Origin of the sequence: Aliiglaciecola sp., assembly GCF_039982535.1 — a bacterium.
Lineage (GTDB): Bacteria > Pseudomonadota > Gammaproteobacteria > Enterobacterales > Alteromonadaceae > Aliiglaciecola.
On sequence record NZ_JBDWYG010000033.1, the window covers coordinates 239,184 to 255,839 of the forward strand.

The window sequence follows — 16,656 nt, forward strand, 5'->3', positions numbered from 1 at the left end:
CAAATAGACGTGGAATTAGAAACTTAGATAAGCCAACATACAGTCATAAGCTAAAAAATAGTTGCGTTTTATCGCTTCATAACAGTTTTAGGTAGATAAAATAAATGTTTGAAAATAAAAGCATATTGATAACCGGTGGAACAGGTTCTTTTGGAAAACGTTTTGTTTCACATTTATTAAAGAATGAAAAACCTAAAAAAGTCATCATCTATTCTCGCGATGAACTGAAACAGTATGAGATGCAGCAGCAATTTGATGCGCCTTGTATGCGTTACTTTATTGGTGATGTTAGAGATAAAGATCGTCTCATATCGGCAATGAAGGACGTCGACTATGTTATTCATGCTGCGGCGTTAAAACAAGTTCCTGCCGCTGAATATAATCCTAACGAATGTATTAAAACAAACATCTATGGCGCACAAAATGTTATTGATGCTGCCATAGAAGCTGACGTGCGTCGCGTTATTGCTTTATCTACAGATAAAGCCGCAAACCCTGTAAATTTGTATGGTGCAACGAAATTAGCATCAGACAAATTGTTTGTGGCTGCAAATAACATATCTGGTGCCTCAGGCCCAAGGTTTGCAGTGGTTCGTTACGGAAATGTTGTTGGCTCAAGAGGTTCAGTTGTTCCTTTTTATCGAAATTTACTGGCTGAAGGTAAAACTAAATTACCGGTTACCCATGATGAAATGACACGCTTTTGGATCACTTTAGATGAAGGGGTGCAGTTTGTTATAACGAACTTCCAACGCATGCAAGGTGGCGAAATCTTTGTTCCTAAAATCCCATCAATTCGCATTTTAGATTTAGTTGAAGCCATGAGCGGAAGTCGAGATTACGATATTATCGGTATTCGTCCTGGTGAAAAACTGCATGAGGTCATGGTGCCAGAAGAAATGGCCCATCATTCCTTAGAATTTGACGATCACTATGTGATTACTCCGGCAATTAAGTTTTTTGATAAGACCGTTGATTATCGGCTTAATAAACTGGGTGAAAAAGGGCAAGCAGTCGCAGATAAGTTCGAATACCATTCAGGCACTAACCCGCACTTCTTAACTGTTGAAGAACTTGAAGCCTTAGATAAATTAACCATAGATTAAGGCCTATTAGTGAGCAATCCAGTTGATAATATTCCTTACGGTAAGCACTTTGTTGATGACGACGATGTTGCTGCCGTGGTTGACGTGCTGCAAAACCACTTTCTCACCCAAGGTAGTATCGTTCCTCAATTTGAAAAGGCATTAACCACTTATACTGGTGCTAAATATGCCACGGCAGTCAACAGTGCCACTTCTGGTTTACATGTGGCTTGTTTAGCACTTGGCGTAGGTCAAGGCGACCGCGTTTGGACTTCACCTATTTCATTTGTTGCCAGTGCAAACTGCGCTTTGTACTGTGGTGCCAGCATTGATTTTGTTGATATTGACAGTGATACGCGAAATATCAGTGTTGCAGCCCTTGAGCGCAAACTCGCAATTGCTGATAAAGCGAATTTATTGCCCAAAGTTATCGTGGTTGTGCACTTTTCTGGATTGAGTTGCCAAATGCAAGAAATTGCGGCCCTTTGTCAGCAATACAATGTACGAATTATTGAAGATGCAGCCCATGGATTAGGGGGCAATTATCAACATCATAAAATTGGGAGTTGCGAATACGCTGATTTAGCCGTGCTGAGTTTTCATCCGGTAAAGTCGATTACAAGCGCCGAAGGCGGAGCTGTGATGACCAACAATGAAGCATTGTTTGAACGCTCCAAGCTGTTTGCTAAACACGGTGTTACTCGTGAACCTAATCAGATGCAAGGACCTTCCGATGGCCCTTGGTATTATCAGCAAGTTGAGCTTGGCTATAATTATCGGTTAAGTGACTTACACGCTGCCTTAGGTTTGTCACAGCTCAATAAGTTAGATGGTTTTATTGAAAAACGACAAATTTTAGCGCAACGTTATCATGATTTATTGAAACACTTGCCATTAACCTTACCCAGTATGGAAAATGCAGATACAAGTGCTTGGCATGTTTATATGGTAGAGCTTAAAGAGCACGACAGAGGCGCTATTTATGACGCTTTAATTGAACGTGGTATCGGTGTCAATGTGCATTATATTCCGATTCACCTGCAACCGTATTTTAAAAAGCTCGGTTTTTCTAAGGGCTATTTCCCTAATGCTGAAAATTATTATCAAAATGCGTTAACTTTACCTTTATTTCCTAGCCTGACAGCCGATGAACAAGACAGAGTTGTACAAGCATTAAATGAGGTATTAGCTTGAACTTAGCTATCATTCCTGCACGGGGCGGCAGTAAACGCATACCAGCGAAAAATATTCGCGATTTTGCAGGTAAACCCCTGATTGCCTATTCCATAGAGGCTGCGCAAAAATCAAACTTGTTTGATAAGATTTGGGTATCAACGGATTCTCAAGAAGTGGCTGATGTTGCTCGTGAATATGGCGCAGAAGTGCCTTTTTTACGACCTGAAAATTTATCCAATGATGTTATAGGTACACGCCCTGTCACTAATCATGGAATAGAGTATTGTATCGATAATTTTGAAAAGCCGGAGTTTTGCTGCTGTATCTATGCCACTGCGCCATTTTTACAAGCAGAGTATTTGCAGCAAGGTTTAACGCTATTACAGCAAGACAAAGACAAGTCTTTTTCATTTTCAGTTACCAGTTTTGCATTTCCCATTCAACGGGCGATCAGTGTCAAACAAGGCAATGTTGAGCCCATGTTCAAACAAGATATTTTTAAACGTTCCCAAGACTTAGAAGAAGCTTATCATGATGCAGGGCAGTTCTATTGGGGCAGAACCGATGACTATTTATCGAAAAAAGGCATATTCTCTCAACACAGTGTGCCCGTTATCCTTCCTCGTCATTTAGTCCAAGATATTGATACACCAGAAGATTGGCAGCGAGCAGAATTAATGTATCAAGCCTACGTCAAAGGAATTTAACATGAGTAAAATATTGGTTATTCGCATGCTGGAAATGGGCGATGTTGCCAGTATTGCAGTGCCGACTATTCGTCAGTTGCAACGGCAAAATCCTCAAGCTGAAATTTATTGTTTAACCCATGGTTTAGGAGCAGATGTAGTTAAGCTTGCGGCTCCTAGTGCCAAGGTATTAACCTTACCTAACCATGAATGGCCAGATAATATTCTGCATTCTTTGGAAGCCTTTCTTGGCTTAGCAGAAACCATCATTGAAATTGGTTTTGAACAGATAATTAACTTAGATACGGCATTTATGCCATGCGTACTTGCTCGCTTTCTTAAAGATGCGGGGGAGCCAGTGCAGGGCAACTATTTAAGTGTGCCGCTACAAAAATTAATTGAGCAAATACAGAATCAAAGTTTACTTCCCGAATACGTGAATAATGCGGGTGAGTACATGCATAGTACGTTTATGGGAATGAGTCGCTGGCACAGTCAATGGTGGATCAGTGATAATCTGCCTGACGGCGGCTATCCCGAATATTACTTAACCCGTTGCTGTGGCTTTAACAGCATGCCTTTGGATTGGCATATAGATGTTGAACCGGCAAAAAAATATCAAAATGTTAATCAACGTATTATCTATTTAGCGCTCAATGATCTGCAGCACCCATACTCAGAATTAAATGAACTGAAAACAATACTGAAAAATAACGGCTATTTAGTGATACAAGATGATGAGCAGGAAAGCTTAGGTTTGCGTTTGCAGGGCTTGAAAGCCAGTGATCTTTTGGTTTGTCTACCCAATGCGATGTTCTCTTTAGCCACTTGTGTGGAAACCCCCACATTATTAATTCCTGGGCAGTTAGATCCGCGAATTTTGATGCCAGATTATGCCGCAGATCAAGCTGATGAATTTCCAACGGCAACGGAACTTGCACAGAGTATTACCTCAATTTTTGAGGCTCAACAAAATGCATGATATTGCCATTGGTGGGCGCTTAATCGGTCCATCTCATCCGCCTTTTATTATTGCTGAATTAAGCGGAAATCATAGCCAGAACTTTGAATTAGCCATAGCAATGGTGGAAGCGGCAGCAGAGGCTGGAGCCCACGCCATAAAATTACAAACCTATACTGCCGATAGCATGACATTAAATGTCGATTCTGTTGATTTTGTGATCCAGGAAAAAGACAGTTTATGGCACGGGGAAGCCTTGCATGGTTTATATGCCAAAGCCTGCACCCCGTACGAGTGGCATAGTCGTTTATTCGCGAGGGCAAAAGAGCTTGGCATGGAGGCGTTCAGTTCACCTTTTGATGAAGATGCAGTGGATTTTCTTGAAACCCTAGAAGTCCCTTGTTACAAAATCGCCTCCTTCGAACTTACTGATATTCCGTTGGTACGCAAAGCCGCTGCCACCGGAAAGCCGTTAATTATGTCAACGGGTATGGCAACCTTAGGGGAAATTGAAGACGCGGTAGAGTGTGCTAAAAAAGCGGGTTGCCAAGATATTATCCTGCTCAAATGCACAAGCACGTATCCGGCCGAACCAAGTAATACCAATTTAGTGACCATTCCCCATTTACAAGCCGCTTTTAATACGCAAGTGGGCTTATCCGATCATACTGCCGGTATTGGTGTATCAGTCGCTTCAGTGTCACTAGGGGCAACAGTTATAGAAAAACATTTTGTTCTTGATCGTAATGCTGGTGGCGTTGATGCCGCATTCTCATTAGAGCCAGATGAATTAAAATCCTTGGTACAAGAAAGCGAACGTGGGTTTGCCGCCATGGGCAAGGTGACCTACGGGGGAAGTGCTGCTGAGGAGAAATCAAAACACTACCGACGTTCTATTTTTGTTAGTGCGGACGTGAAGCAAGGTCAAATTTTAACCCGTGACAACCTTAGAATTGTGCGTCCTGCTAGTGGTCTAGCACCCAAACATTGGGATAATGTTTTAGGTAAAGTAGCCAAACAAGATTTGCCAGCAGGAACAGCCTTGAGTTGGGATTTATTCGAATGAGAATTTCTAACCATACCTGGGTTAAAACGGCAGTAAACCATAAAGCTAACGCTAAAATCAGCACCCACTGAGTATTTTATGCCGCATATCTTATTTAGAGTCAATGCTGGAGCCTCGTCTGGTTTAGGGCATTTAATGCGGTGTTTAGCGCTGGCTCAAGCCATGGTGAAAAATCAGTTTACGCCTATTTTTATGCTGAATGATGAAGGGGCTAACATTGCTAGAAGTCGTCAGGATTGGGTTGGCGAGGTGATAGTTGTATCTGAATCTCAAGCAGGTACACAAGAGATAGAAAAGATTGCTGAATATAGTCGATGTCATCCTGTTGCCGCAATTGTACTCGATGGATATGACTTTAGTTCTTTGTATCGTCAACAGTTAGCACAATTAGGTTACCCCGTGATCTGTTTTGATGATATGAATAATTCAGGACACCTGCACGCAAATCTTATCATTAATGGTTCTGGCAGTGCCCATCAATTAAAATATGAAGATAATCAGCCACATGCGCAACTATGCATAGGTGAGGCTTACCGTGTTTTACGTCAGGAGTTTTGCGAACTTACCGAGTTACCATTTGCACAGCGCCAATATTTAACCATTATGATGGGCGGAAGTGATCCTGCTAATTTAACCTTACCATTGCTGCAATGCTTACAAAATAAAGGCTTCAGTGGCAAACTAAAGGTCATTACTGGGGCGGCGTATCCGTTTTTAGATGAATTGAATAAATTTATTCGGACGTCTAAGCTGGATATTCAACATTTACATGACTGTCAGCAAATCGCCCAATCGTTTTTACAAACTCGCTTGGCTATCTCAGCAGCCGGTGGCAGTCAGTTCGAATTGCAGGCAACTGCCACTCCCAGTTGTTTGCTCACGGTGGCAGACAATCAAGTTGGCGCTACCCAAGTTGCAGTAAAACAGGCTTGGTGTATTACTGAAGATTTCAGCGTTATCGCAAAAGGTAATGAAAATAGTAAAATGGATGAAAACCAAAAGCGTACTGATGTAGAAGACACAATAAAGAGTGTTTTACGCTTATGGGGTGATGATGCAGCGTTATTGAAAATGCACAATCAAGGACTCAAAAGCCGTGATACTAATGGCGCACAACGGATCATCGAAAAAATTCAGCAATTATGTTCTGACGAGGAATAATTTCATTATGGATGAAGAACAGGTGCTTACGGGGTATCAGCTGAGTTTACGACAGGTTCAAGAGAGTGACCTGTCGCAACTGCGAACTTGGCGGAATGACCCACAGGTTAGCCAATTTATGCTCTCTCAGGCAGAAATTACTGAAGAGCAGCAATCGGCTTGGTTTCGCAAAATCAGTCGGGATCCCAGCCAACAACATTTTATCATTGCCTATAAAGATCAAGATATTGGTAGTGTAAATATTCAATCCAGAGAGTTGGGTAAACCCCTTAATGAGGCACACTGCATAGAGCCGGGTTTGTATATTGGCGAACCAAAATACCGAAATAATATAATTGCTTTTGCACCCACGTTATTGATTAATGATTACTGTTTTGAAACCTTAAAGTGTAAAAAGTTAGTTGCAAGAGTAAAGTCAGATAATCAGGCGGCCCTTAATTACAATCTCAAATTAGGTTATCAAATAGTCAATCGAGGGGATTTAATTGAAATTAGTTTGAATTTCGATGATTATCAACGGCATAGCAGTACACTTAAAGCCTTACTTTCCCGTACTCCTAGGCAAAAGAGGGAGTCATAAAGGACATTTATATGAATAACCATCAACTCGTAAAACAAGCGTTTGCTGACAGTTTAGCTATACCGTTGGAAAAGGTAAGTGATGAATTAGCCTATAACACCATTCCTGAGTGGGACTCCACTGCGCACATGATTCTCATTGCGGAATTGGAAAACCAATTTAACGTTATGTTGGATACCGACGATATAATAGATATGAGTTCAGTGGCTAAGGCAAAAGAAATATTGGCTAAATATGAAATTGAGTTTGATGCTTAAGGACAAAACCGTATTGATCACCGGTGCTAGCAGCGGTATTGGTCGTGCAACAGCTATTGAATGCGCCACTCAGGGCGCATTTGTGTATTTGGCTGGGCGCAATACTGAACTACTGCAAGAACTGGCTAGCCAGCTGGAGAACGCAACAGTATTAACCTATGACGTGACTGACGAGAGTGAGGTGAAACGTGGGTTTGCAACGATCATGAAAGAGTCGGGGCAACTGCACGGCTTAGTAAACAGTGCTGGTGTCATGCAGGATTCTGGGTTTATGCTGACGCGGAAAAGTGATCTCGAAAAGCAATTTGCCGTTAATAGCGTTTCCGCCTTTACGCATGCTCAACTCGCTATGCGACTAATGACTAAAAATCGACTTGGTAGCATCGTTAATCTTTGTTCTATTGTGGGAGAAAGCGGCAGTGCAGGACAAGCCGCGTATGCAATGAGTAAAGCTGCTATTTCCGGTTTAACAAAGTCTTTATCAAAAGAGCTAGGGCCACTTGGTATTCGTGTGAACGCTGTTGCCCCTGGTTTTATTGACACGCCAATGACAGCGTCCTATCAGGGAGAAAAACGTCAAGGGTTAATCGATGCTACTTCTTTGCAGCGGGCGGGGAGTCCCGAAGAGGTTGCTAAACTAATTAGCTTCTTGTTATCCGATAATGCCTCATTTATTACCGGTCAAATCGTCGGTATTGATGGTGGGTTGAGCTTATAAATCATGTTTTATGACGCACTTTCCCAACATGCTGAAAATATTGCTGCTATCGAAGGACAACAGCAACTTAGTTATGCTGAACTTGAACAGGCTTGCGAGGGCTTGGAAAAGGATTTAAATCAGCGATTGGGTCGTGGGAAAGGCGTGATTTTCATTTTAGCCTTTAATGGTTTGTCTACCTTAGTGAGCTATTTGAGTGTGTTGCGGCAAGGCCACTGTGCAATGTTACTTAGCCCGGATACCGATGATTCTGTTTTACAAAAATTGTATAACCAGTTTGAGCCTTGTGTGACCATAACCTGTTTGCCACAACAACAACGTAAAATTCAATATCATCAAACAAGCCTATGCTTGAATCATGGCAATGTGAGTTTATTACTATCTACCTCTGGTTCAACGGGGACGGCTAAACAAGTTGCCCTGAGCGCCCATAACTTGCAGGCTAACGCCGAGGCGATTTGTGATTACCTTCCCATAGAGGCAACGGATAAGACACTGTGTTCACTGCCTTTTTTCTATTCTTATGGACTTTCAATCATCAACTCTCATTTACACAAGGGAGCTTGTTGTGTGTTTACTGATGCAAGCCCCGTGAGTCGTGATTATTGGCAGTTATTTGAACAACATCAGATCGCTAGTTTTGCCGGTGTGCCTTTTACTTATGAGATGTTGCTCAGATTGCGGTATCATCACAAAATATTACCGCATTTACGCTACTTTACCCAAGCCGGTGGCAAGCTTAACCCTAATGCTGTCAAAACCTTAGGCGAGTTTGCTAATACCAATCAAAGTGAGTTTTATGTGATGTACGGCCAAACCGAAGCAAGTCCAAGAATGGCGTTTTTAGGGCCAGAGTTAGTCACACAAAAGCCCGAGTCTATTGGTCGTGCGATTCCGGGGGGACGATTTAGATTAGTCGATGAACAAAATCAATTAATCGAGCAGGCTAATACGGTTGGTGAACTGTTTTATGCTGGTGCAAACGTGATGCTCGGTTATGTTAATTGTCTTGCTGATCTGAATGAACTATCTGTTGAACCAGACCAGCCTGAAAATACATGGCTGGCCACAGGGGATTTGGCTTATTTTGATGATGACGGTGATTATTTTATTACGGGCAGAAAATCCCGATTTTTAAAGTTATTTGGATTACGAATTGACCTCGATGAAGTGGAAAACAGTTTAGCAGAGCTAAATATTACCGGGTTAAGCACAGGTAACGATAGCCATCTGGTGATCGCCATTACCTCTGCAGAGCACGAACAATCGACGGTGGATGTTAAAGGCTGGGTTAGCCAACGTTTCGATTTACACCCAAGTGTGATTAAAGTGCTTCACTATGCTGATTTGCCGTTAACTGAAAATGGCAAAAAGGATTATCAAGCTGTGCTTCAATCGGCATTGGGGAAAAGCTGATGAATAATGGGCACAATCCACTACTGGCAGAATACCTAAGTTCATTCGAAGAACTGATGAGTGCAGACGTTTATGGGCTAGAGCAAGATAAAAAAACGGCGTTGTTGATACCAGTCCTCAATAAATTACACCAACTTCATCAGTCTCAAAATACTCAATATCGACACATCGTTAATCAGCAGACTGCTGAGCAACAAAAAATGGATGAGCTTCCTTATTTAGCTGTACGTTTGTTTAAACACCTTAATTTAAAGAGTATCCCCGATGCCGAAGTGTTTAAAACCTTGCAATCTTCAGGCACTACATCACAAACGCCAGCCACGATTTATTTGGATAAAGCCACCAGTGCAAGACAAAGTAAGATATTGGTTAAAATTTTGCAGCAACGCATTGGCAAGCAACGTTTGCCCATGCTGATTATCGACTCCCCCGATATTCTTAAAAAACCTGAATTCAGTGCAAGAGCTGCGGGTATTCAAGGTTTGGCGTTTTTTGGTCGTGATCATACCTATGCGTTAGACCAAAATATGCAGCCTAACTGGCCTGTTATCGAGGCATTTTGCCAAAAATACGCTGAACAACCGGTGTTGATTTTTGGTTTTACTTTTATGGTTTGGTTATATTTTATAGAAATGCTGCATCTTAGTGGTAAACGTATTGAGCTGCCTAAAGGTGTGGTTATTCATAGTGGGGGCTGGAAAAAACTCATCGACCAACAAGTTGATAATGATACTTTTAAACAACGCTTATTGGAAACAACCGGCATTTCAAGGTGCTTCAATTTTTATGGTATGGCGGAGCAAGTGGGGTCAATTTTTGTGGAATGTGAAAAAGGTCATTTGCATGCCCCCGTCTTTGCCGATGTGCTGATCCGCGATCCTTTTACATTAAAACCGTGTGATATTGGCGAACAAGGTTTAGTGCAAGTTTTATCTGCATTGCCAAGTAGCTATCCAGGACACAGTTTATTGACCGAAGATCTCGGTGTCTTAAAGGGAGTGGATGATTGTCCCTGTGGTGCCAAGGGCAAGTACTTTGCAATTAATGGCCGACTACCCAAGACGGAAGTGCGCGGGTGCAGTGATACACATGTAGAGGCAATAACATGACTTCGTTAACTATGTTAGCTCCAGTTAATGGCAATGTAGATGTCATGAATGAACAGGCTTGTGATTTTACCTGTTTTGATCCCAAGGTGTTAAGTTTCATTGATACTTTATCTAACACACTGTTAAAAGATAACGCAGCCAAAACCTATCCAGAATTAGTGGCCTTGGGTTTTTGGTTACGACAATCTAACCTGAAAAAAATACAAGGGTTCGCTCCTGAAGGCATTGTAAAACCACTTGGCTGGGTGCTGCATTTTACCCCTGCAAACGTGGATACCATGTTTATTTACAGCTGGATTTGTTCGTTATTGATGGGCAATAACAATGTTATCCGAGTGGCAACAAAAAGTACTGAATTAAGAGAGTGTTTGCTGAATATCCTTAATCAGTTGTTTGCACAGCCTGAGTTTGTGCAGTTAGGAAAACGTAATCTGTTTGTGCATTACCATAAGCAGTCAGACTATTCTGCGAAACTCAGCCTTAAGGCGGATGCTCGGGTAATATGGGGCGGAGATGAAAGTGTCAATGGGATTCGACAATTACCCTGTCAGCCTCGTTGTCGCGATATTAGTTTTGCTGATAGATATTCGGCCTGTGTCATTAACGGGGCACAGTTAACCAATAAAAACCTATCAAAATTAGCCCAGTTTTTATGGCAAGATACACATCCTCATGGTCAGTTAGCCTGTTCATCACCCAGATTGATTTACTGGTTAGGTGATACTGCTTTACAGCGTAAGTTATTCCAACAGGTAAATCACTTAGCGGCGCAAAATGGACAATTGATTAACGCTTTGAATGATCATTTGGTTACCAGTCAGTTGTTAAAAACCACTGGAAAAGCTGCAGAGCCCATCATTCAAGAGGCTGTTGCGGTGATACCTGTCACCTGTTTTGACGACAACTGGTTAGATTGGCATCTTGGAGGAGGTTACTTTTTACTTTTGCCAATAAACAGCTTGGAGGATATCGCTTCAGCAAGCACTGCTAAGCTGCAAACCTTGAGTTACTGGGGGCTAGAGCAACAAGCCTTAGTCAAGTTTGCTCAGCAACCGTCGATACAAGGAATAGATAGAGTTGTGCCTATTGGCAGAGCATTAGATTTTTCTCCGGTTTGGGATGGTTATAACCTATTTGAGCAACTTTCACGCTTGAATGTGGTTGAATAGCGTAAAAAAGAGCTGATCAGCACAGCAGTAGAGGCGAATATTTTGAAGCAAAAAGTGATTATATTTGGAGCAGGAAATGCCGGGATTGCGGCTAAAAATAATTTGCACTCTGAATACCAAATTATCGCCTTTTGTGACAACGACCCACAAAAGCACGGCTTAGATGTCGATGGCATCCCAATTGTTTCGGTGAAAGAACTACATAACCTCAATTATGATGTAATTATGATTGCCAGTGAATATTTTGAACAAATAGAAACACAGTTAAAACAACAAGAAAAGATCCCTGAGAATAAAATTAAAATATTGCATGCAACTGCCATAAAACGCTTTCATTTTGGTTATTGTGATCTGACAAAACAGGTATGTGAAGATGTATTATTGGCTTTATGTGATGCATTAACAGAAAGTGGCATAAAGTATTATGTGGACGCTGGTACCTTATTGGGTATTTATCGAGATGATGCTTTTATCCCTTGGGACGATGATTTTGATATTGCCGTTTTAAAGGAAGACATTGAAAAAATTAGAAGCAATCAAGGTACTTTGTTGACGGCCTTAGAACGAGTGTCGAATCAGCCATGGAAAATAACCGAGTATTATGCAGAACAAGCATTCGGTCTAGTAAATGCAGGTGATACGCGGAGTTTTAAGTTGGAGCCGACAAATGCTAACTGTCAGCTTCCTTTAATTGATTTATTTGTAAAGTATGTCGACCAGCATGTAATGGATTATGTTATTGCATCTCGAGGGTTTTCCATGCCAAGTCGTCACATGGCTCAACTGGCTTCTTTTACATTTCGTGATAAATCTATCTTTATACCCAGTGATGTGGAAGGGTATCTAAGTCGCCATTATGGTGATTGGCAAACCCCGAAACCCGATTGGACCTTGGATGATATTCAGTCATCTACGTTATATGACGAGAAAACCTTGTGAAAACGATACTTACCTACGGCACCTTTGATTTACTCCATGTTGGTCATGTTAATTTACTGGAACGACTAAGAGCATTAGGAGACAAACTCATTGTCGGCGTGTCTACCGATGAGTTTAATCTTTTGAAGGGTAAACAGTGTATTTACGGTTACGCCGAACGAGCAAAGATTGTCGGTGCTTTAGGTTGTGTTGATTTAGTCATACCCGAACACAACTGGGAGCAAAAAAGCGAGGATATTAAAGAGTACAATATTGATATCTTTGGCATAGGCGCAGATTGGCAAGGAAAGTTTGATGAGCTTCAGACGTTGTGTGAGGTCATTTATTTGCCACGCACTCCTAGTATTTCAACAACAAGTCTAAAAAAAGCACTGTCTCAAATAGATAGTGATGCAATCCAAAAAATCAAACAAGGTTTGGATGGTGTGTTGGATATTGTAAAAGCACTGGAATAGGTGATTTTATAATGGTTGGTGTTTTGCAAGATGTTGGGCGAAGAGAAAGAGTCAAAAAGCAGTTATGGAAATAATATGTCATCACAAATAGAACTGCTTGGTCTTAAACCTGGAGAGTCCGTTTATATTACTCCCTTTACACCAATGTCTGAGAAGCTTAAGCGTTATCTTGAGCAAGACTCTAGTATCAATTTTTTAGGTTTTGTGGATAAAAGCAAGCAGGGCCAAGATATCATCTCTCCCGATGATTTAGCTCAGAAAAAGTTCGATAAAGTACTTATTATTTCCCCTAATTATGGGCTAGAAATAAACAAAGCTTTGAAACATATTGGCCTTGCCAATTCAAAACGACAGTTGGTAATTTACAACGGGCGTTTCAGACAAATATCTAACTTCAAACTGTGGTGGCAAAAAACTAAAAATAATGCACTGCCGCGAATTCATCTTGTATTACAACGATATGTTAAAAAACACATGCAACGTGAAGACAGTGTACTGTTTCTAAGTCAGGATTTTATTGATCTCAACATTAAACAGCTTTACCTGTACTTTGAAAATCAGCATAGAATTAATGCGGTAATAGCCACAGACAATAAAAATCAAATGGCGTTGTTAAAACCCCTTGGTTTTAAGGTCATCGATATTAATTCTTGGTTATTCATATTCTACAGCCTTAGATCTAAACTGATGGTGCTAGATCATAACCCCATCACCCCAGACTTACGCTACGCAGTTAAAGGCTCTAAAACCATTCAAATTTGGCATGGAATTCCCCTAAAAAAAATCGGCCACCTAGCCAATTACAAAACCGTGAAATATGATTTAGTCATATCGACTTCGGATTTTGTGACAGATTACGCCTTTTCAAAAATTTTTGATTATCAAAGAATTATTAACTCTGGGTACCCCAGAAACGATGTGCTATTTGACCAAGGCAATGACAAAAAAAGTTTAGCGCTGGTTGACCAAGATATCTATGCGTGGGCGAAAAATTCAAATAATAAACTGATTGTTTATACCCCAACATGGCGAGGGGATTCTTTTGATAGCAACCCCATCAATCTAGACAAATTAAACAAGTTTGCTAAGCAACATGATTTACTTATTGTATTGAAGATGCATCCTTTCATTCGTCCAGAATCATTTTTTGACTCAATGGAAAATGATGATTATCAGTTTACACCGGACTATCAACACAATATTGTTTTTTATCCCAGTACCAGTGATATTTATCCGCTCCTGGCCATGTCATCGTTATTAATTACAGATTATTCATCAATCTATTTTGATTATTTGCTTTTGGATAAGCCCATCGTATTTTTTATTTATGACAAATTGGAATACGTAAAGCGCCACGGCGACTTCATGCTAGATTTTGACAAAAACACTCCCGGCATGAAACCTGCAAATTTATTAAGTCTGTTTGACAGTATTTTAAGTTCATTAGATCAAGACCAATATACAAAGCAAAGGCATAACCTACTTGAAAAACTCTATGAGCCTAAAAATATAGGAAATAGTTCAGCCGTGATTTTTGAAGAAGCAGCAAAGTTGCTGAAAGAGTAATGTTAATATTTAACTCTAATTTTTATAATTCACACTACTTCAAAGAGGCAGTTTATGTCTGTATTAATCTCTAACATTAAGTCTCATATCAAACAACATGATATTAAAGTAGTGTCTTTTGATCTGTTTGATACGTTAATTTTTCGAAAGGTATCTAAACCTAAAGATATTTTTTCACACGCGTATGCCAAGGTTAAAGATGAGCTTCAGTTAGGGTTACAAGATAAAGAGTTTCAAGAATTAAGAGCTTTCGCAGAGAAAAAAGCTAAATATAATGCGCCCAACAACGAGGTCTCTCTTGAAGACATATATGATTACATGCCTTTTTCGCAATCAATTAAAGCCGCGTTACTTAAAAGTGAATTAGAGACTGAAGCCTTATACGGCTTTTTATATGAACCCCTTTTGAACCTAATAGCTGATTTGAAAGCCCAAGGGATTCAGATTTTATTTTTGTCTGATATGTATCTTAGTAAAGAGCAGATTCATACAACATTTTTTGACCAAAAAAAGTGGGTTTGCGATATTCCATTATTCGTATCATCAGAATACAAAAAAAACAAATCATCAGGGCACTTATTTAAATGTGTAAAAGAGCAATTACATTTAGATAATACTGAATGGCTACATGTAGGAGATAATCTAAAGTCAGATTTTGAAATACCTAACAAAATTGGCTTAAATGCTATTTATGCTGGAGGGAAACTTAATAGTACGCAAATCCTTAAAACTGAACAGTTAATCTCTCCATCAGGATTCACCTGCAACTCTATTAGGCAAATAGCTGTTACTCATAAAAAGGATAAGACGAATGCTTTAGTTGAACCAATGGCATTCGAATTAGGTGCTTTTGTCTGGGGACCTGCACTTTTTGCGTTCTCTGATTGGGTTATTGATAAGACTATCAGCGTAAAAAGCTCTACCATTTTGTGTCTAATGCGTGAAGCTGAAGTTTTTGCTCCGCTTATCTCTTTGAGGCTATCACAGAGGAATATACAGCATATAGTAGTTAAAAAACTCTTTGCTTCCCGTAAATCTACTATTTGGCCCTCTATAAACCTTGATTCAGTGAATTGGTTGAATGACCTAATCGCGCTGTTAGTTTCTAGACGAGGGTACACAGTTGACGACTTTTATCGTGACTTTCAGCTTATTCCTGATGCACTGCATAGTAAATTTAAATCTGAATTCATGAAAAGTTCTGACGGTCTATTTTATGAAGGCCATAGCCTGCTTAATTATCTTATTAAATTAGCTACGAATAATATAGCCAAAATAGAAAAAATAATTAAACAACAAAAGGTGAGGTTTACCTCATATTATAGTTCACAAATTTCTGTTCCATATCAAGAATGTACAGTTGTAGATTTTGGTTACGGTGGAACTATCCAACATCATCTGCAAATGATTTTTGACCAACATAGTGCTGCAAATCTATTATTTGTTTCATCCGACAGAGTTTATAAGCATGCCAAAACAACAGCTTACTGTAGTTTTATAAATGCAGGTACAGATACTAATAATTTAAGGCGACTCCTCTGCAGATCATCCGAGTGCATTGAAGCATTTTTACTAGGTGATTACGGAACAACATTGAGTTATGGGGATGATCCTGCTGGAACGCCAATATTAGCACCTAAACTTAAAGAGAATACTTCCCTCGTAAAAGCATTTCTTGAAGGCACAATTGAATATTTTAGTTGCCATCATCAATTGGGCTTTCAAAAAATTATTTTTTCGGAGGTTTCGAGTATTCTTATGCGCTATGTCCAATACCCAACCGAATGCGAAGCTGAGTTATTTACTCGACTTTTGCAGCAAGATAACTTTGGTTCGGATAATTCTTATGCAGTGATTAGCAATGAACAGGTCGAGTTGGTAAAACGACTCGGTGTTGAAAGTGTATATCTTGAATTCAGTAAAAATATAAAGTGGAAAATTGATAATTTGCATTGGCCACAGGCAATTATCAATTTATTATCAGAAAAATTCATGCAAAAGCATCATGGTTTATTGGTTTTAGACACGGACAATGATGCCGCGGAACTAGCAGAGAGAATATTAAGTCGAGGATGGTCAACTTTTAGTATTTACGGTGCAGGCGTTTTCTTTGAAAAATTGCTTCCATATCTAAAACAATATGATCTAAACGTGAATATGGTTATAGACCGTAAAGCAGAATTATTTGGTACTTATGAACTTTTAGGTTTTGAGGTTGTAACGCTTAGTCATGCAATAAAATCAAATTGCGGAAATATTGTAATTTGTTCGAAAAGATTTAAAGATGAGATTGCGAAAAATTTAAACGAACA

Annotated in this window: 16 protein-coding genes; all 16 read left to right on the forward strand. The window is 40.0% G+C overall.

Annotated elements, in window-relative coordinates; genetic code table 11:
* The first annotated feature begins 104 nt into the window (after nucleotides 1–104).
* Nucleotides 105–1,106, forward strand: a complete 1,002-nt coding sequence (gene pseB / locus ABJV04_RS08255; RefSeq protein WP_348491010.1) for a UDP-N-acetylglucosamine 4,6-dehydratase (inverting) — start codon at nucleotides 105–107, stop codon at nucleotides 1,104–1,106.
* A 9-nt stretch (nucleotides 1,107–1,115) separates the two neighbouring features.
* A complete protein-coding gene (gene pseC, locus ABJV04_RS08260) occupies nucleotides 1,116–2,279 on the forward strand; it encodes a UDP-4-amino-4,6-dideoxy-N-acetyl-beta-L-altrosamine transaminase (RefSeq protein WP_348491012.1) in 1,164 nt (387 codons plus the stop codon).
* A complete protein-coding gene (gene pseF / locus ABJV04_RS08265) occupies nucleotides 2,276–2,968 on the forward strand; it encodes a pseudaminic acid cytidylyltransferase (protein ID WP_348491014.1) in 693 nt (230 codons plus the stop codon). The genes pseC and pseF overlap by 4 nt, the downstream gene beginning before the upstream one ends.
* 1 nt (nucleotide 2,969) lies before the next feature.
* Nucleotides 2,970–3,929, forward strand: coding sequence for a hypothetical protein (locus ABJV04_RS08270; protein ID WP_348491016.1), 960 nt, complete (start codon nucleotides 2,970–2,972; stop codon nucleotides 3,927–3,929).
* Nucleotides 3,922–4,974 (forward strand): pseudaminic acid synthase, encoded by a 1,053-nt coding sequence (gene pseI, locus ABJV04_RS08275; RefSeq protein ID WP_348491018.1) that lies wholly within the window; start codon nucleotides 3,922–3,924, stop codon nucleotides 4,972–4,974. Before ABJV04_RS08270 ends, pseI begins: the two co-directional genes overlap by 8 nt.
* A gap of 78 nt (nucleotides 4,975–5,052) precedes the next feature.
* Complete coding sequence (gene pseG / locus ABJV04_RS08280) at nucleotides 5,053–6,135, forward strand: UDP-2,4-diacetamido-2,4,6-trideoxy-beta-L-altropyranose hydrolase (protein ID WP_348491019.1); 1,083 nt, start codon at nucleotides 5,053–5,055, stop codon at nucleotides 6,133–6,135.
* Between the two features lie 7 nt (nucleotides 6,136–6,142).
* The gene (locus ABJV04_RS08285; RefSeq protein ID WP_348491021.1) at nucleotides 6,143–6,715 is read left to right on the forward strand and encodes a GNAT family N-acetyltransferase; all 573 of its coding nucleotides are present in this window, start codon (nucleotides 6,143–6,145) and stop codon (nucleotides 6,713–6,715) included.
* A gap of 11 nt (nucleotides 6,716–6,726) precedes the next feature.
* Nucleotides 6,727–6,972: an acyl carrier protein gene (locus ABJV04_RS08290; protein WP_348491023.1), complete on the forward strand. Its 246-nt coding sequence runs from the start codon at nucleotides 6,727–6,729 to the stop codon at nucleotides 6,970–6,972.
* Entirely contained in the window at nucleotides 6,950–7,690 is a 741-nt protein-coding gene (locus ABJV04_RS08295) for an SDR family NAD(P)-dependent oxidoreductase (RefSeq protein ID WP_348491024.1), read from the forward strand. The genes ABJV04_RS08290 and ABJV04_RS08295 overlap by 23 nt, the downstream gene beginning before the upstream one ends.
* Nucleotides 7,691–7,693: 3 nt before the next feature.
* The gene (locus tag ABJV04_RS08300) at nucleotides 7,694–9,106 is read left to right on the forward strand and encodes an AMP-binding protein (protein ID WP_348491025.1); all 1,413 of its coding nucleotides are present in this window, start codon (nucleotides 7,694–7,696) and stop codon (nucleotides 9,104–9,106) included.
* Entirely contained in the window at nucleotides 9,106–10,215 is a 1,110-nt protein-coding gene (locus ABJV04_RS08305; protein WP_348491027.1) for an acyl-protein synthetase, read from the forward strand. The genes ABJV04_RS08300 and ABJV04_RS08305 overlap by 1 nt, the downstream gene beginning before the upstream one ends.
* Nucleotides 10,212–11,384 carry an acyl-CoA reductase gene (locus tag ABJV04_RS08310; RefSeq protein WP_348491028.1) on the forward strand — a complete coding sequence of 391 codons (1,173 nt, stop codon included), beginning with the start codon at nucleotides 10,212–10,214 and terminating at the stop codon, nucleotides 11,382–11,384. Before ABJV04_RS08305 ends, ABJV04_RS08310 begins: the two co-directional genes overlap by 4 nt.
* A gap of 42 nt (nucleotides 11,385–11,426) precedes the next feature.
* On the forward strand, nucleotides 11,427–12,323 hold the full coding sequence (locus tag ABJV04_RS08315) for a LicD family protein (RefSeq protein ID WP_348491029.1): 897 nt from the start codon (nucleotides 11,427–11,429) through the stop codon (nucleotides 12,321–12,323).
* Nucleotides 12,320–12,778, forward strand: a complete 459-nt coding sequence (locus tag ABJV04_RS08320) for an adenylyltransferase/cytidyltransferase family protein (RefSeq protein ID WP_348491030.1) — start codon at nucleotides 12,320–12,322, stop codon at nucleotides 12,776–12,778. Before ABJV04_RS08315 ends, ABJV04_RS08320 begins: the two co-directional genes overlap by 4 nt.
* Before the next feature lie 75 nt (nucleotides 12,779–12,853).
* Nucleotides 12,854–14,344 carry a CDP-glycerol glycerophosphotransferase family protein gene (locus ABJV04_RS08325; protein WP_348491032.1) on the forward strand — a complete coding sequence of 497 codons (1,491 nt, stop codon included), beginning with the start codon at nucleotides 12,854–12,856 and terminating at the stop codon, nucleotides 14,342–14,344.
* A 54-nt stretch (nucleotides 14,345–14,398) separates the two neighbouring features.
* Nucleotides 14,399–16,656: hypothetical protein (locus ABJV04_RS08330; RefSeq protein ID WP_348491034.1), on the forward strand; the 2,258-nt coding region annotated here is incomplete at its 3' end.